This is a genomic window from Pseudomonas sp. NPDC090208 (genome assembly GCF_044746785.1).
GTDB lineage: Bacteria > Pseudomonadota > Gammaproteobacteria > Pseudomonadales > Pseudomonadaceae > Aquipseudomonas.
In genome coordinates this window covers 56,300-73,634 of the sequence record NZ_JBIVCU010000017.1, presented here as the reverse complement: position 1 = coordinate 73,634, position 17,335 = coordinate 56,300, and the positions used below count along the sequence as shown (strand labels likewise).

At 60.5% G+C, this 17,335-nt stretch carries 18 protein-coding genes and 1 other RNA gene; 13 read left to right on the top strand and 6 right to left on the bottom strand.

Going from position 1 to position 17,335, the window contains the following annotated elements; genetic code table 11:
- Nucleotides 1-40 precede the first annotated feature (40 nt).
- Nucleotides 41-137, top strand: an RNA gene (gene ffs / locus ACIPL0_RS24380) — signal recognition particle sRNA small type.
- Between the two features lie 111 nt (nt 138-248).
- Here ffs and ACIPL0_RS24375 read toward each other — a convergent pair.
- Both ACIPL0_RS24375 and ACIPL0_RS24370 read right to left on the bottom strand, forming a co-directional pair.
- Complete coding sequence (locus ACIPL0_RS24375; protein WP_400599542.1) at nt 249-821, bottom strand: sugar O-acetyltransferase; 573 nt, start codon at nt 819-821, stop codon at nt 249-251.
- A gap of 57 nt (nt 822-878) precedes the next feature.
- Entirely contained in the window at nt 879-1,847 is a 969-nt protein-coding gene (locus ACIPL0_RS24370; RefSeq protein WP_400599541.1) for a LysR substrate-binding domain-containing protein, read from the bottom strand.
- Nucleotides 1,848-1,982: 135 nt separating this feature from the next.
- Here ACIPL0_RS24370 and ACIPL0_RS24365 point away from each other — a divergent pair, with 135 nt between their 5' ends.
- Nucleotides 1,983-3,110, top strand: coding sequence for an alkene reductase (locus tag ACIPL0_RS24365; RefSeq protein WP_400599540.1), 1,128 nt, complete (start codon nt 1,983-1,985; stop codon nt 3,108-3,110).
- 153 nt (nt 3,111-3,263) lie between these two features.
- On the opposite strand, the gene ACIPL0_RS24360 is transcribed toward ACIPL0_RS24365, so the two are convergent.
- Both ACIPL0_RS24360 and ACIPL0_RS24355 read right to left on the bottom strand, forming a co-directional pair.
- Complete coding sequence (locus ACIPL0_RS24360) at nt 3,264-3,542, bottom strand: DUF3509 domain-containing protein (protein ID WP_400599539.1); 279 nt, start codon at nt 3,540-3,542, stop codon at nt 3,264-3,266.
- 18 nt (nt 3,543-3,560) lie between these two features.
- Entirely contained in the window at nt 3,561-3,827 is a 267-nt protein-coding gene (locus ACIPL0_RS24355; RefSeq protein ID WP_400599538.1) for a hypothetical protein, read from the bottom strand.
- A 159-nt stretch (nt 3,828-3,986) separates the two neighbouring features.
- On the opposite strand from ACIPL0_RS24355, the gene ACIPL0_RS24350 reads away from it, so the two are divergent.
- The 6 genes from ACIPL0_RS24350 (at nt 3,987) to ACIPL0_RS24325 (ending at nt 9,450) form a co-directional block, all read left to right on the top strand.
- Nucleotides 3,987-4,520 carry an ankyrin repeat domain-containing protein gene (locus tag ACIPL0_RS24350; protein ID WP_400599536.1) on the top strand — a complete coding sequence of 178 codons (534 nt, stop codon included), beginning with the start codon at nt 3,987-3,989 and terminating at the stop codon, nt 4,518-4,520.
- A gap of 85 nt (nt 4,521-4,605) precedes the next feature.
- Complete coding sequence (locus tag ACIPL0_RS24345; RefSeq protein ID WP_400599535.1) at nt 4,606-5,130, top strand: hypothetical protein; 525 nt, start codon at nt 4,606-4,608, stop codon at nt 5,128-5,130.
- A gap of 99 nt (nt 5,131-5,229) precedes the next feature.
- Nucleotides 5,230-5,421 (top strand): PLDc N-terminal domain-containing protein, encoded by a 192-nt coding sequence (locus ACIPL0_RS24340; RefSeq protein WP_400599534.1) that lies wholly within the window; start codon nt 5,230-5,232, stop codon nt 5,419-5,421.
- A gap of 225 nt (nt 5,422-5,646) precedes the next feature.
- A complete protein-coding gene (locus tag ACIPL0_RS24335; protein WP_400599533.1) occupies nt 5,647-5,898 on the top strand; it encodes a helix-turn-helix domain-containing protein in 252 nt (83 codons plus the stop codon).
- The gene (locus ACIPL0_RS24330; RefSeq protein ID WP_400599531.1) at nt 5,895-7,109 is read left to right on the top strand and encodes a type II toxin-antitoxin system HipA family toxin; all 1,215 of its coding nucleotides are present in this window, start codon (nt 5,895-5,897) and stop codon (nt 7,107-7,109) included. Before ACIPL0_RS24335 ends, ACIPL0_RS24330 begins: the two co-directional genes overlap by 4 nt.
- A 271-nt stretch (nt 7,110-7,380) precedes the next feature.
- Nucleotides 7,381-9,450 (top strand): LTA synthase family protein, encoded by a 2,070-nt coding sequence (locus ACIPL0_RS24325; protein ID WP_400599530.1) that lies wholly within the window; start codon nt 7,381-7,383, stop codon nt 9,448-9,450.
- A 188-nt stretch (nt 9,451-9,638) separates the two neighbouring features.
- Here the strand turns inward: ACIPL0_RS24325 and ACIPL0_RS24320 are convergent, their stop codons facing one another.
- Nucleotides 9,639-10,934, bottom strand: coding sequence for an OprD family porin (locus ACIPL0_RS24320; protein ID WP_400599529.1), 1,296 nt, complete (start codon nt 10,932-10,934; stop codon nt 9,639-9,641).
- 285 nt (nt 10,935-11,219) lie between these two features.
- On the opposite strand from ACIPL0_RS24320, the gene ACIPL0_RS24315 reads away from it, so the two are divergent.
- From ACIPL0_RS24315 to ACIPL0_RS24295, 5 genes are all read left to right on the top strand, one after another.
- Complete coding sequence (locus ACIPL0_RS24315) at nt 11,220-11,456, top strand: hypothetical protein (protein ID WP_400599528.1); 237 nt, start codon at nt 11,220-11,222, stop codon at nt 11,454-11,456.
- A 251-nt stretch (nt 11,457-11,707) separates the two neighbouring features.
- Nucleotides 11,708-12,046: a ribonuclease E inhibitor RraB gene (locus tag ACIPL0_RS24310; protein ID WP_400599527.1), complete on the top strand. Its 339-nt coding sequence runs from the start codon at nt 11,708-11,710 to the stop codon at nt 12,044-12,046.
- Between the two features lie 546 nt (nt 12,047-12,592).
- Nucleotides 12,593-14,002, top strand: a complete 1,410-nt coding sequence (locus ACIPL0_RS24305; RefSeq protein ID WP_400599526.1) for a circularly permuted type 2 ATP-grasp protein — start codon at nt 12,593-12,595, stop codon at nt 14,000-14,002.
- 12 nt (nt 14,003-14,014) lie between these two features.
- Complete coding sequence (locus ACIPL0_RS24300) at nt 14,015-14,974, top strand: alpha-E domain-containing protein (RefSeq protein ID WP_400599525.1); 960 nt, start codon at nt 14,015-14,017, stop codon at nt 14,972-14,974.
- A complete protein-coding gene (locus tag ACIPL0_RS24295) occupies nt 14,971-15,792 on the top strand; it encodes a transglutaminase N-terminal domain-containing protein (protein ID WP_400599524.1) in 822 nt (273 codons plus the stop codon). The genes ACIPL0_RS24300 and ACIPL0_RS24295 overlap by 4 nt, the downstream gene beginning before the upstream one ends.
- 276 nt (nt 15,793-16,068) lie before the next feature.
- On the opposite strand, the gene ACIPL0_RS24290 is transcribed toward ACIPL0_RS24295, so the two are convergent.
- Entirely contained in the window at nt 16,069-16,875 is an 807-nt protein-coding gene (locus tag ACIPL0_RS24290; RefSeq protein WP_400599523.1) for a c-type cytochrome, read from the bottom strand.
- Nucleotides 16,876-17,335: the final 460 nt, after the last annotated feature.

Here is a 17,335-nt window from a genome sequence, read left to right as displayed (position 1 = left end):
CGCTCGCCGGGCAACCCGGTGGCATGCGTTATGGTGACCCCATCGGTCCCCCCGCAACGATTACCCGTCAACCTGGTCAGGCCCGGAAGGGAGCAGCCATAGCGGGGACATTGTGTGCCGGGGTGTGGCTGGTGGGGGCACCACCTTAGCTCTTCGATCTCCCTCCTCTTAAGACGGTATTTCACTCCTTCATCGTTTGATGATCCAGAGAGTGCTTCTTGTTCTATGTCCTTCCCATCTGTCCAAGCCTAAAGAACATCCGAGACGCCGGGTAGAGCAGCGGCAACAAGCGGATTAGAGGATGACTGCACCGGCTCCACCAACCACTTCTTGAACCGCGCAGGCGCGCCCGCATACATGGCGTTTTCAGGCACATCCTGAGTCACCACGCTGTTGGCGGCGATGACGCTGTTGGCGCCGATGGTCACGCCAGGCAGCACCACGACTCCGGCGCCGAGCCAGGCGTTATGGCCGATGCTGATCGGTGCGTGGCGGTGGCCGGTCTTGCGCTGGTCGGGGCGGGTGTCGTGGGTGGTGGTGCAGAGCCGTACCTGCGGGCCGAGCATCACGTCGTCGCCAATGACGATCGGCGCTTGATCGAGGAGCACGCAGCCGCTGTTGATGAACACGCCGCGCCCCAGCGTCAGGTTGCCTCGCTCGAAGTAGAACGGCGGGCGAATCACCACCGTACCATCGACAGAAACCCCGGTTTTCTTCAGGAGTTGCGTGCTGCGTTTCTTGCCTAGATCGTAGCGATCAAGCAGTTGGCTGAACTGGCGCGCGGAGAGTGTTCGCTTGAGTTTCGCAACAATCAGAAGCATGGAGGCATCAGCCGAGGCGGGGACGCTGAATCATAGCGGAATAATGGCCTGCGACGACTACCGCTCGTGATTGCCGCGATCATGTGGCTCATTGCGGTGCTGCTCGCACAGCGTCCGCCCCGCCGGTGTCAGACACGCTCCCAAAACCTCCAGCAAGGCTTTCACTTTCGGTAATCCCTGGCGGCTTTTCAGCCAGACCAGATTGATCGGCAGGCTGTCTACCGCCAGGTGAGGCAGGACTTCCACCAACGCGCCGCTCTGCAGGTGCTGATCGACCAGCCAGGTCGGCAGTTGGGTGATGCCGAGGCCGGCGAGGGCGGCCATGAGCTGGCCTTCACCGTCGCCGATGGCGATGCGGCCGGGCATGGTGTGGCGGTCGACATTGCCTTGTTCGCCAGCAAGAAACCATGGGGTGACGTTGCCGTTATCGTGGCCGTAGAGCACGCAGGCGTGGTCATTGAGTTCGTGGGCGGAAGCCGGTACGCCGTGGGCGGCGAGATAAGTGGGGCTGGCGCAGAACACCAGGCGCTGAGCACCAAGAAAACGGTGGCCGAGCAGGGCGGGCCAGGCATCTGGCGTGCCGATCCGCACGAGGATGTCGATGCCTTGTTCCACCGGGTCGATGAAACGGTCGGAGAATGTGACGTGAGGCAGCAGCAACGGATGGTCGCGCAGGAATTCGAGCATCAGCGGCAGCACATGCAGGCGGCCGAACGAGGCGGGCAGATCGACACGCACGCGGCCTTGGGGCTCGCTGTTTTCCGTGCGCAGCGCTTGCTCGGCTTCTTCCAGCGAGCCCAGCACTTCCGAGCAGGTGCGGTAGTACTGCGTGCCGGCGTCGGTCAACGACAGCCGCCGCGTAGTGCGGTTGAACAGGCGGATAGCCAGGCGCTGTTCCAGCCGCGCAATGCTTTTGCTCACGGCCGAGTTGGTCAGGCCAAGACGTTGGGCGGCAGCGGAAAAGCTGCCCATGTGAACCACGCTGACAAAGACATCGATGCCTTTGAGGGTGTCGGAAGCGCTCATGGCGGGCTCATTGCTGACTTGAATTCACATCAGCTCGTAGTGAATGGCTTAAATGTTACGAAAATTCTCCAATAACCTATGGCCATTGTCGAGCGGCTCATGCAGTCGCCCGTTTAGCCTTGTTGGAGAATGTTGATGATCGATCTGTTTGCACCCTATGCCCTCAAGGGCCTGACCCTGAACAACCGCTTCGTCATGGCGCCGATGACCCGCTCCCGCGCGCCGCAGGACATTGCCACCGAGCAGATCGCCCTGCATTACACCCAGCGTGGCACCGCTGGCCTGATCGTCTCGGAAGGCACGCCGATTTCCCGCGAAGGCCAGGGTTACCTGTTCAACCCGGGCATCTTCACGGCAGAGCAGATCAAGGGCTGGAAGTTGGTCACCGACTCGGTACGCAGTGTCGGCGGGCGGATGTTCGCGCAACTGTGGCATGTGGGCCGGGTGTCGCACACCTCGATTCAGGAAGGCGGTAAAGCACCGGTCAGCTCCACCGGCAAACCGGCCCAAGGCGCGATTGCCTTCGGTTACACGGAAGACGGTGAGCCAGGCTTCGTCGCCACCTCGACGCCGCGAGCACTGGAGACCGACGAAGTGGCCCGTGTGGTTGAAGACTTCGCCCAGGCCGCAGCCAATGCCATTGCGGCCGGTTTCGATGGCGTGGAAATCCACGGCGCCAACGGTTATCTGATCGAGCAATTCCTCAATCCGCTGGTCAACGACCGTACTGACCGTTATTCGGCGAAGCACCTGGAAGACCGTCTGCGCTTTGTCTTTGAAGTGGTCGACGCGGTCGTGGCGCGCATCGGTGCCGAGCGTGTGGGTATCCGGGTTTCGCCTTACGGACAACTGTTCGACATGCCGATCTACCCCGAGATCGATGAAACCTATTCGGCACTGTGCGCCGGGCTCGGTCAGCGCGGCATCGCGTATGTGCATGTCATGGACCAGACCCACTTCTTCCTCGCCGAACAGGGTTCTGCGGCGCAGGAACAGGCGCTGCGCGAACTGCTGGAACACTGCAAGGCGCAACTGGGCAACACCGCGCTGATCCTCGCAGGCGACATGACCCTGGAGCGCGCGCAGGACCTGGTGGACGCCGGTCTGATCGACCTGGCTGCGTTCGGCCAGCCCTTCATCAGCAACCCCGACCTGGTGGCCCGCCTGAAAAACGGCTGGCCGCTGACCACGCCGAACCGTGATACCTACTACGGTGGGGCGGCTGAAGGGTATGTGGACTATCCGCCGTATCAGGCGGTGTAAGAGCGGAACCGCCAGCCGCCATCCCCGCAGCAACGGATCTGTCCCTCAATCCCAACCCCCAATCAAAAAAAACCGCGACAGCATAAAAGCTGTCGCGGTATCTGAATCGCGATCGAAAGACCGCAAAGGGATGCTTCAACCTGCAAAACGCATTTACCGAGTGTGATAAGTCGGCAAATCAAAGCGGTGCTGACTCTGCAGCATGGAAATCGCCGGCAGTTCGCTGGCCTGCGCGGCCAGGTCGCGGCGGATGGCGCTGATGACCCACTCCAGCTGAACCGGCGTGTGCAATTGGGCATACGACACGGAGCGACGAGTCAACGTACCGTCACGGCTGCGCAACGACAGCAGCACGCCACCGTCCGGACGAGGCTGGGTGATGACTTCGTAATCGGAAAAGACGGAAGCGAATTTCTCTTGGATAAAGGTCATGTCTAGCGGCTCCATTGCTCATGAGATAACAAGCGTGGAGGGACTGTTGCAGTCTCTATGCCAGCACGAGATTAAAAATAAATCCTTTAAAATCAGATAGTTAAAATTATTTTGTTTTTCTGGTGTCGTGCATTTTGCATGAATGCCTGTCGGGCATCCTGCATTTTGCCGGAGGGGAAGGGGAGAAGCACAAGCAATCGGGCGCTGTTGAAAGGTCAGACAGCGGTGTCCGGGCTTCATTTCAATTTGTTGCCTGATTTTTCCGAGGCGGTCGATGAACGGCATTTTCTATCGGCCTGATCAAAAGGTTGTGCTGGCCGCCCGTCGCCTGTGACTGCCATGCTGTGTCACCGCAAGGCAACTTGACCGGAGCCCGAGGCTCTGCGAGTTTCCGCAAAAAATACGACCATGCGCGCAAGATCGCCGCGCCACAGGAGTGATGCCATGTCCGAAGCACCGAATAGCGGTTCCGCCACCCGCATGACCGATGAAGAAGCCCTGGAGTTCGCCGAGCAGGTGTTCGACCGCGCCCGTGCCGGTGATGCCGACATGCTGGACCGGCTGCTGGCCAACGGTCTGACGCCCAATCTGCGCAACCACAAGGGCGATACCCTGCTGATGCTGGCCGCCTATCATGGCCATCAGGATGCGGTGAGCGTGCTGCTCAAGCACAAGGCCGATCCGGAAATCCGTAACGACAACGGCCAGAGCCCCATCGCCGGTGCGGCTTTCAAGGGTGATCTGGAGGTGGTGCGGATCCTGGTCGAAGGCGGCGCGGACGTCGAAGGTGCCTCGGCCGATGGCCGTACCGCGCTGATGATGGCGGCGATGTTCAACCGCACGGCCATTGTCGACTACCTGATCAGTCAGGGCGCCGATCCTCACGTCAAGGATGCCAAGGGCGTGACGCCGTTGATGGCCGCGCAGACCATGGGCGCCACTGAAACTGCCGAGCAGTTGACCCGGTTGGGCGTGTGAGGTCAGCAGACGTGTGAAGCGATAGAGGCGCGAAGGATTTCCGGCTATCCTGCGCGCCTGTTTTGGTTACCCGGATCTTCCCGTCATGAACGCTGCACTCACTGAATTCATCACCCTCATCAGTTCCGGCTGCATGGGCGACGAGGAAATCGCAAAGATCGCCGACGAAGCCGCCCAGGCCTATGCCGACGCGGATGCCTTTCTGGCGGCCAACCCCGACATCAATTACGACGACACCTTCCCCATTCCGCTGGGCGAGTGGGTGGTGATCGGCAGCCTGCCGGAAACCGTGATGTTCCAGGCCGACACCTACATGGACCTGCTCGGCGAAATCATTGCCTCGTTCGGTCCGGGCGTGGCCTTCAATATCAAACCCAAGCAACTGGCGAAAACCGAGCCACTGACCGCGCTGAACCGTATCCAGATCCAGCTGAGCAGCATGAACAAGGAAATGGGCGGCTACGTGCTGATGAACCTCAGCGAACCGCTGGATGACGAATTGCAAACGGTGCTGGTCTACGGCAAGGATATCGAGCGGGTAATGGCGCTGGGCGTGGAGCTGGGCATTCTCATCGAGCCGGCGCTGGAAGCGTTGAAGGCGCAGGGCTGACGATTCGACCCCGGCGTTGAAATATCCGGCCCGACCAACGGAACCCCCGTCACGCGGCGCCACTCCTAACTGGGCAAGCCCTCAATAAGGAGCGACACCATGGGTTCCACTTTCAACGGTCTGATTGGACTGATCATTCTGGCCCTGGATATCTGGGCCATCATCAACGTATTGAAGAGCGGCGCGGAGATCGGCATGAAGATCCTCTGGGTCCTGCTGATCGCGTTGCTGCCGGTCCTCGGCCTGATCATCTGGGCGATTGCCGGTCCACGGGGCAACGTACGGATATAGTCGCTCCCGCACATCTGCAACCCCCTGGCGCCCGATTTGCTTCGCTGCAAATCGGGCGTTTTTTTGTGACGTGCGTAGTCAGTCCGTCACTATTGAATAAACGATCTTATGTTACGTATACGTGACTTTATTGGTCTTAAGTTATGTATGTGTAACATTATCTTGTGCTGTGCTTGTGTCACGTATACATTCCATTTACTGAAAAATGTTATGCAGGCATGACAAATGGACGCACATCTGCTCATCGAGCGCCTGGGCAAACAGATCGCCGAGATGCGCAAGACCCGAGGTCTGACTCAGTTGCAACTGGCCGCTCAGTGCGGGCTGACCCGACAGAAAGTCGCTGAAATCGAAAAGGGCAGCCCCACGGTATCCATGCAGGCGTATGCCAAGGTCCTGGCCTCGTTCGATGCGGAAATCCACGTCGTGCCCGCTCGCCGACCTTCATTTGAAGAGTTGCGTGAGGTGTTTCGATGAAGCCGCTGGATAGGGTGCGTATTCATACGCCGGAAGGAGAGAGCGGTGAACTTTCCTCCAGCGAGGCGGGGGATTACCTGTTTCGTTATGGGTTGGATGCCGGCCCGCAGACGCAAATCAGCCTGACCATGGAGGTGCGCGATGCCGCATTCACTTCCCGTGACCTGCATCCGCTGTTCCAGATGAACATGCCCGAGGGTTATGTGCTGGAGCAATTACGCAATCGGCTGGCGAAAACCACTCCGCTCAACCCGATGCTGCTGATGGCGCTGACCGGCAGCGGCTCGCCGATTGGCCGGGTGGCCGTGCGCTCGCCAGCACTGGACGAGTTGCTTGGCAATCAGGATCAGGCCAAAGGCAAGAGCTTGAAGCAGATTCTCAGCTGGGACGGTGCCGACGACTTGTTCGCCGAGCTGGTCGACAGCTACATCCTGCGCAGCGGGATTTCCGGGGTGCAACCCAAGGTCATCGTGCCTGACGAAACATTGGCCGCAGACCCGAAAGCGACATTATTGATGCCGGAACTGATCGTGAAGTCGGGCAGGGCGGATTTTCCGGGACTGGCGATCAACGAATTCGTCTGCATGGATGCTGCGCGCAGGGCCGGCATGCCAGTGCCGGAGTTTTACCTTTCCGACAACCGCCAGCTGTTTGTCATGCGCCGTTTCGACCGTGAGGCAGACCAGCGCCCCATCGGTTTTGAAGACATGGCAGTGCTGATGGGCCTTGGAACGGCGCAAAAATACGATTCCAGCTACGAAAACATCGCCAAGGCCATACGCTTGTTCTGTGCCCCGGAGCAGGTGATGACCTCGCTGGAGCAGTTCTTCGACATCGTCGCGCTCAGTTGCATGCTCGGTAATGGCGATGCGCATCTGAAGAATTTTGGCCTGCTTTACCGTGACCCGACCGGTCGGGATGCGCGGCTGGCGCCGGCTTACGACATCGTCAACACCACCGCCTATATAGAGGAGGACTCGCTGGCCCTGCGGCTGGCAGGGTCGAAAAGTCTGTTCGGTTCGCGGCTGGGTATTCTGGATCTGGCGGACAACTGCAATATTCGCCAGCCTCGCGCGAGGCTTGAGCAACTCATTGCTGCGGTGCATGCGTCACTTCAGGCCAATGCTGCGCTGGCGGGGCATGCTCCCCACGTGTTCAAGGCCATCGACTACGCTGTTGGCCTTTACGCCCAGACCTTCAAGACGCACTGACCATCAGATCGTTTGTAAGGAAATGTTGAATTACCGGGAAAACAACGGAATTTTCACCGTTTCTTCGGGAAGATTCGCAGCGTTTTACCGTTGCCGACCCGCTGGCGGTCATTCCTTGCCGGTGCTCGCGGATGAAGAATGCGGCGCATCGGTGGTAAACCGCAGGCGATCACGTAATATTTGCCCCCCGCGCCCCGGACCGATGCGGTTGCTGTCATCGGGCGCACAGGCTTTACGACTTTAAACCTGAATCCAACGGATCCTACGACACATGGCCAAAACGGACGCCCCGGCGCGCGCGCCGCAACCTACCGTCAGATCGCACCTGGCTTATACGCTGTTGAGCGGGCTGGCGCTGATGGTGCTGTACACCCTGCTGCGCGTTGCGCTGCTGGTCTACAACCGCGAGGGGATCGGCGCCACGCCGGCCTCGACCTTTATCGAAGCGTTCGGCAACGGCCTGCGTTTCGACCTGCGTCTGGTTGTCTACATCCTCATCCCGCTGATTCTGGCGTTGTTCAGCGCCCGCTTGATGGCGGCGCGCGGGCTGTTCCGTTTCTGGCTGACCCTGGTGGCGAGCCTGACCACCTTCTTCGGCCTGATGGAGATGGACTTCTACCGCGAGTTCCACCAACGCCTGAACGGTCTGGTGTTCCAGTACGTCAAGGAAGACCCGAAAACCGTACTGAGCATGATCTGGTACGGCTACCCGGTGGTGCGCTACCTGCTGGCCTGGGCATTGCTGACCTGGCTGCTGAGCCTGATCTTCAAGGGCGTGGACCGTCTGACCCGTCCGCGTGGCGGTTTCAATATCGGCAGCGCCAGCAACCGTGTCGTCGCGCCGTGGTACACCCGCGTCGCGGTGTTCGTGGTCTGCCTGCTGGTGATGGTGATTGCCGCGCGCGGCACCCTGCGTCAGGGCCCGCCGCTGCGTTGGGGTGATGCCTACACCACCGAATCGAACTTCGCCAACACCCTGGGCCTGAACGGTACGCTGACCCTGATCGCCGCCGCCAAGAGCCGCATGTCCGAAGACCGCGACAACATCTGGAAAGCCACGCTGCCGCCGGCAGAGGCACAGCAGACCGTGCGCGACATGCTGCTGACCACCAACGACAAGCTGGTCGATGCCGACAAGGCGGCGATTCGCCGCGAGTTCACGCCGCCACAGGCCAACACACTGCCGATCAAGAACGTCGTGGTGATCCTGATGGAAAGCTTCGCCGGTCACTCGGTCGGTGCGCTGGGTGACGAGTCCAACATCACCCCGTACTTCGACAAGCTGTCTGAAGAAGGTCTGCTGTTCGATCACTTCTTCTCCAACGGCACCCACACTCACCAGGGCATGTTCGCCACCATGGCGTGCTTCCCGAACCTGCCGGGCTTCGAGTACCTGATGCAGACCCCGGAAGGCAGCCACAAGCTGTCCGGCCTGCCGCAACTGCTGAGTGCGCGCAAGTACGACGACGTGTATGTCTACAACGGCGACTTCGCCTGGGACAACCAGTCGGGCTTCTTCAGCAACCAGGGCATGACCAACTTCATCGGCCGTAACGACTTCGTCAACCCGGTGTTCTCCGATCCGACCTGGGGCGTGTCCGACCAGGACATGTTCGACCGTGGTGCCGAGGAGCTGAAAGCCCGTGCAGAGAAGGGCAAGCCGTTCTATGCGCTGCTGCAGACGCTGTCCAACCACACGCCGTACGCCTTGCCGGCCAATCTGCCGGTAGAGCGCGTGACCGGCCATGGCACGCTGGATGAGCACCTGACCGCCATGCGTTACGCCGACTGGGCGCTGGGCCAGTTCTTCGAGAAGGCCAAGAAAGAGCCTTACTACAAGGACACCCTGTTCGTGGTGGTCGGCGACCACGGTTTCGGCAACAACGAGCAGATCACCGAGATGGACCTGGGCCGCTTCAACGTGCCGATGCTGATGATCGCGCCGGGCCTGCAGGACAAGTTCGGCAAGCGCAGCAGCATTGTCGGTACGCAGATCGACATCGTGCCGACCATCATGGGTCGTCTGGGTGGCGATACCGTGCACCAGTGCTGGGGTCGTGACCTGTTGAACCTGCCGGCCGGTGATCTGGGCTTTGGCGTGATCAAACCGTCGGGCAGCGAGCAGACCGTGGCCATCGTCACCGGTAACCGCATCCTGATCGAGCCGAAGGAAATGGAGCCGAAGATCTACAGCTACGAGCTGGGCACCAAGCCTCACGCCGAGTTGATGCCGGATGCACCGGACGTCGCCGAACTGCGCAAGAAGCTCGACAGCTTCCTGCAGACTGCGACCAAGAGCTTGCTGGACAACACGGCCGGTGTGAAAGACGCCAAGCCGTAGTCACAAGCCCGCTTCAACAAAAACGCCCCGCTATCGGGGCGTTTTTGTTTTATGAGCAACGAACCTTTCATGTGGGAGCGAATTCATTCGCAATGCGGTGGTACAGACGATGTACCTCTATCGGTTGTACCGCTTTTCGCGAATGAATTCGCTCCCACTGGGTGACCTTCGTGTCGTTTCTGCCTCGATCACAACACCGAAAAGTTGTAGCTGAGGATCAAGCGGGTCTCATCGACGTCGCGGGCGAACTTCTCGTAGTTGCTGCGGAAGGTCGCGTTGCGCAGGCGGATGCTCAGATCCTTGAAGGTGCCGGTCTGCATCACGTACTTGAGTTCGGTGTCGCGTTCCCATTCCTTGCCTTCGCTGTCGCTGCCGGCCACCTTGATGTTGTCGCCGTTGACGTAGCGGGTCATGAAGCTCAGGCCGTTGAAGCCGATCGCCTTGAAGTCATAGTCGTAGCGCAATTGCCAGGAACGCTCTTGAGCCGCAGCGAAGTCGTTGACCTGGATGTAGTTGACCAGGTTGGGGTTGGTGCCATCCAGGTACGGCATCGACGTGTCGCCGATCATGGTCTGCCAGCCGACCGTCAACTTATGTCCGGCGAGGGCGTAGGCCAGCATCGTGCTGAACGCCTGGTTGTCGATCTCGCCCGCGCGGGCCGAACCGTCATCGTGGCTCTTGATGAAATGCACGTCGGTCGAAGCGACACCCGGGCCGATCTTCTGACTGCCGAGCAGGCCGACGTAGTGCTGGTGATAGACGTTTTCCAGCGCCGCGTAGTGGTACTGCGCGGTGATGTTCGGCGTGACCTTGTAGTCGATGCCGTACATGTCGAAGTGATTGCCGGTGATGTCGCTGGTGTAGCGCTTGTTCTTGCTGTTCAGGCGGATGTCCTGGGAGTCGGTGGAATCACGGGCAGTGTAGTGATCCAGCCGCGAGGCCATCAGCTTGAAGCCGGGCAGGTCTTCGGAGGTCAGCATGCCGCCGTTGAACATGGTCGGCAGCAAACGGCCATCGTTGTACTTGAGCAGCGGCAGGTCGGGCATCATCGCGCCATACTTGAACACCGTCTGCGAGACGCGCACTTTCGCCGCCGCACCGAACTTGGCGTATTGATCCTTGGAGCCTCGCGGGTTGCTGCCGCTGGATGGCAGCAGGCCACTGCCGCTGCGGTCCGGGCTGGAGTCGAGCTGGAAGCCGGCCATCGCCAGGGCATCGATACCGAAACCGACTGGCCCCTGGGTGTAACCCGACTGGAAATTGAGAATGAAGCCTTCGGCGGCTTCTTCGCGTTTCGACGCGCCTTGGGGGTTGGAGCTGCTGCCATCGCGGAAGTCGCGGTTGAAGTAGACGGTGCGCGCTTCAAGGTTCGCCTTGCTGTCCTCCAGAAAGCCTTCGGCCTGTACGGTGGGGATGAGGCCGGCGCAGAGTGACAGCGTGCCAAGGCCGGCCAGCGCGCGCTGCCGGGTAGGGCGAATAAGCATGTGAAGCTCCAGATGAGACGAAAACCGATGCGGATGGATTGCACGAACTCGCACGCAGGTCGCGGCAGCGAGCGTTGCGAGGGCGCGCAGTATCGGCAGTCGACTGGCTGATCGCTATTCCACCTTTGTATAGCGTTCTCGCGCAAAGGCCCGAAGCAGAGCGGTTTATGTACACCTGAGCGGTTAATGACCGGTTGTGGCATGGCTACAGGCGGGTGGAACGTCGCGGTCAGGGCAGGGTCAAGATCAGTAGGCCGGTGTCCGGCCCCGACTGAGGAGACATTGATGAAAGTCTGGACTATTTCGTTTCTCGATAAGGAAGGTGTGCAGCAGAGCCTCGATCTTGAATCCGAGCAGCGTCCCAGTGAGGAGGAGGCTGCGCGGCGCCTGCGTCCGCGCCTGTTCCCGGTCACCAATGACCTTGACCTCAATGACCTTGAAGGTCGAACACAGGAGCCGACTGTCAGAACGCTCAAGGAGCAGAACGCGGTGCAGATCATTTCCATCGTCGAGGCGTCGTGACCGGCGCCGTGCCACTGTTCAGGGCCGCCGGTTGGCAACGCGCCGCCAATCGGCGTACTCTGCGAGCGAGGCCGGTGGCGTATCGGTGCGAGTCAGCTCGTGAACCGGTCGCCGATCTGTAACTGCAACACCGGTCTTGTCAGCGACATGCTTGAATCCCGGGTGGCAGATGATCTGTCGCTTTACTCCGGTGTACCGGGGGCATTTCGGGATCGTTGAAACTCTATCTATGTTGCATAGGAGGATGTTTCATGAGCACGACCTATCAAGAAGACATCAGCAGTCACGTGCTGCGCCGCATGAAGGACAGCGGTTTCGATTTCGCACGTATTCATCCCATCGAGTTCTACGCCGTTTTTCCGGATGAGGAGCGGGCGCGCCAGGCGGCAGACAAATTTCGCGGTGAATCCCTCAATGCCCAGATCAACGCCCGTGAGGACGGGGCCTGGCATCTGCAACTGAGCAAAGTGATGTACGCCACCTACGACGGCATAGGAGATTTCGAGCAGGACTTTCAGACCGCCATATCGGGTCTGGACGGTGAGGTCGAAGGGTGGGGCGTCAAGCACGAGATCCGGCGGTACAACTGATCAAGCGCCCTTTCGAATCTGCCGCCAGCGCCGTTCCGGCCTGGCGGCATACCGATATTTCTGATCCGTTCGCTTTCCGTGGGAGGGAGCCCTGCTCGCGAACAGTTAATTCCAGACGCTGCCATGGCGGCTGGCCCGGCGCTTTCGCGAGCAGGGCTCCCTCCCACAATCCGCATTTTTGACTCATCCCTTTGCGCGCAAAAAAAAGCCGCTCGAGCAAGAGCGGCGTCAAAGGGAATTCATTTTTTACCGACCCATACAGGCCAACGACCCGCATCGGTGCAGAAGCGCAGTTGCCTGCGAAGATGACGCGATTATCTGCAAACAAAGTGCTGTCGGGAAATCAACTCTGGCTATGCTGGTAATAGATTTTTCGGTGGTGGGACGCTTCTCTATGAAGCGTAGGAGAATTGGTTAGGACGGATCCTGCACAGGAATGGTGCGGGGTGCGTCGGGCTTTTATTCAACCAGTTGATTTTGAAGCGTTTATGCCGCTGGCACGGGCCTTGCGAAGGCCCCTGTGTCCATGGTGACAAGGAGTACGGCATGATCCGCACCTTTTATGACGAGATGTACGATGCAGGCGGCGCTGTCCGTCCGCATTATCGGGAATTCGCCCGTTGGCTGGGCGAAGCGCCGCCTGAGTTGCTCGCTCAGCGTCGGCGTGAGGCCGATCTTTTGTTTCATCGCGCCGGGATCACTTTCACGCTGTACGGCGACGAGCAGGGGACCGAACGTCTGATCCCCTTCGACACGATTCCTCGCAGCATCCCCGCCAGTGAATGGCGCGTGGTCGAACGCGGCTGCATCCAGCGGGTCAAGGCGCTGAACATGTTCCTTGCGGACCTCTATCACGATCAGCGCATCATCAAGGCCGGGATCATCCCTGCCGAACAGGTGCTGGCGAACGAGCAGTACCAGTTGGCGATGCAGGGGCTGAACCTGCACCGTGACCTGTACTCGCACATTTCCGGGGTTGACCTGGTGCGCGACGGTGACGGCACCTATTACGTGCTGGAAGACAACCTGCGCACACCGAGCGGCGTGAGCTACATGCTCGAAGACCGCAAGATGATGATGCGCCTGTTCCCAGAGCTGTTCGCCGCGCAACGCATTGCACCCATCGACCACTACCCCAATCTGCTGCTGGACACCCTGAAAAGTTCGAGCCCGCTGGATAACCCCAGCGTGGTGGTGCTGACGCCGGGTCGTTTCAACAGCGCATTCTTCGAGCACGCGTTTCTGGCTCGGGAAATGGGCGTCGAGCTGGTGGAAGGTGCCGACCTGTTCGTCCGCGATGACCGGGTGTTCATGCGCACCACCGACGGGCCGAAAGCGGTGGACGTGATTTATCGCCGTCTCGACGACGCGTTCCTCGATCCGCTGGCGTTCAACCCCGAATCGATGCTCGGCGTGCCGGGCCTGCTGTCGGCCTATCGCTCCGGCAACGTGGTGCTGGCCAACGCCATCGGCACCGGCGTGGCCGACGACAAGTCGATCTACCCGTTCGTCACCGACATGATCCGCTTCTACCTCGACGAGGAGCCGATCCTGAAAAACGTGCCGACCTGGCAGTGCCGCAAGCCGGAAGAACTGTCCCACGTGCTGGCCCACCTGCCGGAACTGGTGGTCAAGGAAACCCAGGGCTCCGGCGGCTACGGCATGCTGGTCGGCCCGGCTGCCACGGCCGCCGAGATCGAAGCCTTTCGCGAGCGCCTGAAAGCCAAGCCCCACGCGTACATCGCTCAACCGACCCTGTCCCTGTCGACCTGTCCGACCTTTGTCGAGAACGGCATCGCCCCGCGACACATCGACCTGCGCCCGTTCGTTCTGTCCGGCCGCGAAACCCGCGTCGTTCCCGGCGGGCTCACGCGCGTTGCGCTGCGTGAAGGCTCACTGGTGGTCAACTCGTCGCAGGGTGGCGGAACCAAGGACACCTGGGTGGTCGAGGATTAAGGATGCCTGCCAATGCTAAGTAGAACTGCCTCGGATTTGTATTGGATGTCGCGGTATCTGGAACGCGCGGAAAACCTCGCGCGGATGCTCGATGTCAGTTACTCGCTGTCGCTGATGCCGCAGGACGGTCGTGGCGACGGCCTCAATGAAATCGCCATGCCGCTGCTGATTACCGGCACCCTGGATGACTACCTGGAACGCCACGGTGAACTGCATGCCGAACGCCTGCTGCATTTCTTCGCCCTGGACGCCTCCAATCAGGCCAGCATTTTCAGTTGTCTGGCGGCGGCGCGGGCCAGTGCCCATGCGGTGCGTGGGCGCATTACTGCGGACATGTGGGAAAACATCAACGCCACGTACCTGGAAATTCGTGGCATCGCCGAACAGGGCCTGAGCCGTTATGGCATGAGCCGTTTCTGCGAGTGGGTCAAGGAGCGTTCGCACCTGTTCCGCGGTGCCACCTACGGCACCATCATGCGCAACGATGCGTTCCGCTTCATTCGCTTGGGCACCTTCATCGAGCGCGCCGACAACACCCTGCGCATGCTCGACGCCCGGTACGAGATGCTCGAACTGCGCGGGCCGTCGGCCAATGCCGCCGCCGACAACTCGGCGGCCGGCTACTACCAGTGGAGCGCCTTGCTCCGCGCGCTGTCGTCGTTCGAGGCCTACACCGAGGTGTATCGGGATGCGCCGGGCGCGCGGCAAGTGGCGGAGCTGTTGCTGTTGCGCGCCGACATTCCGCGTTCCCTGCGCGCCTGTCTGGAAGAGCTGGATCAGATTCTCGCCAGCCTGCCCGGTGCCAACGGTCGTCCGGCGCAGCGTCTGGCCGCCGAACTGGACGCGCGTCTGCGTTACACCGGTATCGACGAAATCCTCGGCGAAGGCCTGCACGAATGGTTGAACGAATTCATTCCGCTGCTGGCCCAACTGGGTAACGTTATTCACACTTCTTATCTGGAGGCAGCATGAGACTGTCCATTAGTCACGAGACCACCTATCACTACGACGATCAGGTCCGCGCCAGCATCCAGTATTTGCGTCTGACCCCACACGACAGCGAGCGCCAGCAGGTGCTCAGCTGGCAGTTGGCGTTACCGCGTCCAGTGCGGGCGCAGGTCGATCCGTTCGGCAATATCCTCCATGTGCTGACCCTCGACGAGCCCCACGAGGCCATCGTCATCGGTGCCCGTGGCCAGGTCGAAATCGACGAAAAACGCGAAGCCGAGCATGAGAGCCAGTCGTCACTGCCGTTTCTGCGTTTCACCCGTCTGACCGAAGCCGACGAGGCGATTCGCGCCTTCGCTGCGAAAGAAACCGGCAAACGCACCGACCGCAACGGGCTGATCGACCTGATGCAGGCGCTCAACCAGCACATCGCCTACACCCCGGGCGCCACCGCCGTCGACACCAGCGCCGCGCAGGCATTTGCCAACAAGGCCGGTGTCTGCCAGGACCACACCCACGCTTTTCTCGCCTGCGCCCGCAGCCTGGGCGTACCGGCGCGTTACGTGTCGGGGTATGTGTACAGCGAAGGCAGCGACCGCCTGGCAGGTCACGCTTGGGCTGAGGCCTGGGTTGGCGACGCCTGGTACAGCTTCGACGTGACCAACCAACTGGCGATTCCCGAACGGCACCTGAAACTGGCGGTGGGCCTGGATTACCTGGATGCCTGTCCGGTACGCGGCATGCGCCGTGGCGGCGGTTGCGAGCAGATGCACGCGAAGGTGGTGGTATCGCCATCGGTGGCCGTGCCTGCACCGGTGATTCAGGTGCAGCGCCAGCAGTAATCGCCGTTCCGGTAAATGGCATGGGATTGACCCATGTCGCTGGTACAAAACAGGGCTGAAGTCACCACAGAACAATGTGGGAGGGCGCTCTGCTCGCGATGGCGGCGGGTCAGTCGGTACAGCATTGTCTGGACTGACGCTATCGCGAGCAGAGCTCCCTCCCACGGTTTTTTGCCTGTCGTATTAACGTGGTGGTTGCACGATCCTGTGGGAGCGGAACACCGCATCGCGAATGAATTCGCTCCCACAGGTGGTTATGAATCCGTAACGGTGCCTTTATTGCGCGACCTTGCGCCCCGCCATGTGTTTCAGATACGCCACTACCTGTCCCAATTCCTCATCCGACAGCACCTCCGGAGTGATCGCCGGCATTTTCGCCTGGGGCCACTGGCGCAGGTTCTGTGGGTTGCGGATGTACAGTTTCAGGTAGTCACCGGCGAAATATTCGGTCGGGTTGTGCGGAATGTTCAGGTCCGGACCCAGTTGGGCATCGCCTGCGCCGTTGAGGCGATGGCAGGCCAGGCAGTTTTTCTGGAACAGCGCGAAACCCTTGTTCGCCGGATCGTCAGCCGCCAGTTTCGGATCAGGCAGCAGCGCCGGGAAACGCTCGGCCACCGAGGCCAGCAGGCGAATGCTGCCGACCGCGTAAGGCCATTGCTCGGGGCTGATCTTGCTTGCCTGCGGTTGAGTCCAGACCAGATAGAACGGCCCGGCGCTCGGTTTGTCCTTCGCCAGCCCCGGCCACGGGTGCGCCGGGTCTTCGATCGCCAACCAGGCTTGCGAGCCGGTTTTCTGCAGCAACGGGCCTGCGGGCATTTCGGCGGCAAAACCATCGGTGGCGACGGCTTGCAGGTGGGCATCGGCGCTGACGCCCGGCAGCAAGACACTCATGGGCACGGCGCGATAGTGCATGCTGCGCTTGTAGGAAACGTCGTCAGGAATATCGATCTCCCGCGCCTCGGGATGGTGGAGCAGTTGCTCGCTGTCCCAGGTTCGCGAGCCGCCGCCAAGGTCGACGGTCAATTGTGCAGCATGCAGTGGCAGGGCCAGCACGGCGCTGGCCAGCATCAGAAGTGAACGCAAGATGATGACTCCGCAGGATCGTCGATAGCACCGGGCAGGGATATCTGCCGCTCGGCGTGGAAATCGCCATCGATCATACGGGTCCCATCGGCTTTTGCCAGTGAATCCTGAACGTGTGGTTGAGCGCGTGCGCCGCCCTGCGGGATGCAGGGCGGTCCTCAAGGTGCGCAACGTCCTGGAAGCGGCACGAGAATGGGCTCGCGGTCAGCCGAACAGACGAGTCAGATTCGGCAGGATCAACAGAAGTGTGGTGGCGAAAACAATCAGCCCGGCTTGACGTACTTTCGAATGCTTGAACATGGCGTATGCCTTTTTTTGTTATTCCTGAGCGACAAAAGCTCTCCTGCTTCTTCAAGGGAGGAAGCGGCAGCTGGCAAAGGTGAAAGCAAAAGAGCAGGTGCGGCGACCAAATCAGTCGCAGACATCGGCGCTTGGAGAATCGTTTGTTATGGCGCCTCTG

Excerpts from the sequence above, each read along its gene's own strand:
- ACIPL0_RS24345 (WP_400599535.1), top strand. The coding sequence starts at position 4,606 with ATGAACGCTGCACTCACTGAATTCATCACCCTCATCAGTTCCGGCTGC.
- ACIPL0_RS24350 (WP_400599536.1), top strand. The coding sequence starts at position 3,987 with ATGTCCGAAGCACCGAATAGCGGTTCCGCCACCCGCATGACCGATGAA.
- ACIPL0_RS24355 (WP_400599538.1), bottom strand. The coding sequence starts at position 3,827 with ATGCCGTTCATCGACCGCCTCGGAAAAATCAGGCAACAAATTGAAATG.
- ACIPL0_RS24330 (WP_400599531.1), top strand. The coding sequence starts at position 5,895 with ATGAAGCCGCTGGATAGGGTGCGTATTCATACGCCGGAAGGAGAGAGC.
- ACIPL0_RS24360 (WP_400599539.1), bottom strand. The coding sequence starts at position 3,542 with ATGACCTTTATCCAAGAGAAATTCGCTTCCGTCTTTTCCGATTACGAA.
- ACIPL0_RS24340 (WP_400599534.1), top strand. The coding sequence starts at position 5,230 with ATGGGTTCCACTTTCAACGGTCTGATTGGACTGATCATTCTGGCCCTG.
- ACIPL0_RS24310 (WP_400599527.1), top strand. The coding sequence starts at position 11,708 with ATGAGCACGACCTATCAAGAAGACATCAGCAGTCACGTGCTGCGCCGC.
- ACIPL0_RS24370 (WP_400599541.1), bottom strand. The coding sequence starts at position 1,847 with ATGAGCGCTTCCGACACCCTCAAAGGCATCGATGTCTTTGTCAGCGTG.
- ACIPL0_RS24320 (WP_400599529.1), bottom strand. The coding sequence starts at position 10,934 with ATGCTTATTCGCCCTACCCGGCAGCGCGCGCTGGCCGGCCTTGGCACG.
- ACIPL0_RS24300 (WP_400599525.1), top strand. The coding sequence starts at position 14,015 with ATGCTAAGTAGAACTGCCTCGGATTTGTATTGGATGTCGCGGTATCTG.
- ACIPL0_RS24325 (WP_400599530.1), top strand. The coding sequence starts at position 7,381 with ATGGCCAAAACGGACGCCCCGGCGCGCGCGCCGCAACCTACCGTCAGA.
- ACIPL0_RS24305 (WP_400599526.1), top strand. The coding sequence starts at position 12,593 with ATGATCCGCACCTTTTATGACGAGATGTACGATGCAGGCGGCGCTGTC.
- ACIPL0_RS24375 (WP_400599542.1), bottom strand. The coding sequence starts at position 821 with ATGCTTCTGATTGTTGCGAAACTCAAGCGAACACTCTCCGCGCGCCAG.
- ACIPL0_RS24315 (WP_400599528.1), top strand. The coding sequence starts at position 11,220 with ATGAAAGTCTGGACTATTTCGTTTCTCGATAAGGAAGGTGTGCAGCAG.
- ACIPL0_RS24335 (WP_400599533.1), top strand. The coding sequence starts at position 5,647 with ATGGACGCACATCTGCTCATCGAGCGCCTGGGCAAACAGATCGCCGAG.
- ACIPL0_RS24365 (WP_400599540.1), top strand. The coding sequence starts at position 1,983 with ATGATCGATCTGTTTGCACCCTATGCCCTCAAGGGCCTGACCCTGAAC.
- ACIPL0_RS24295 (WP_400599524.1), top strand. The coding sequence starts at position 14,971 with ATGAGACTGTCCATTAGTCACGAGACCACCTATCACTACGACGATCAG.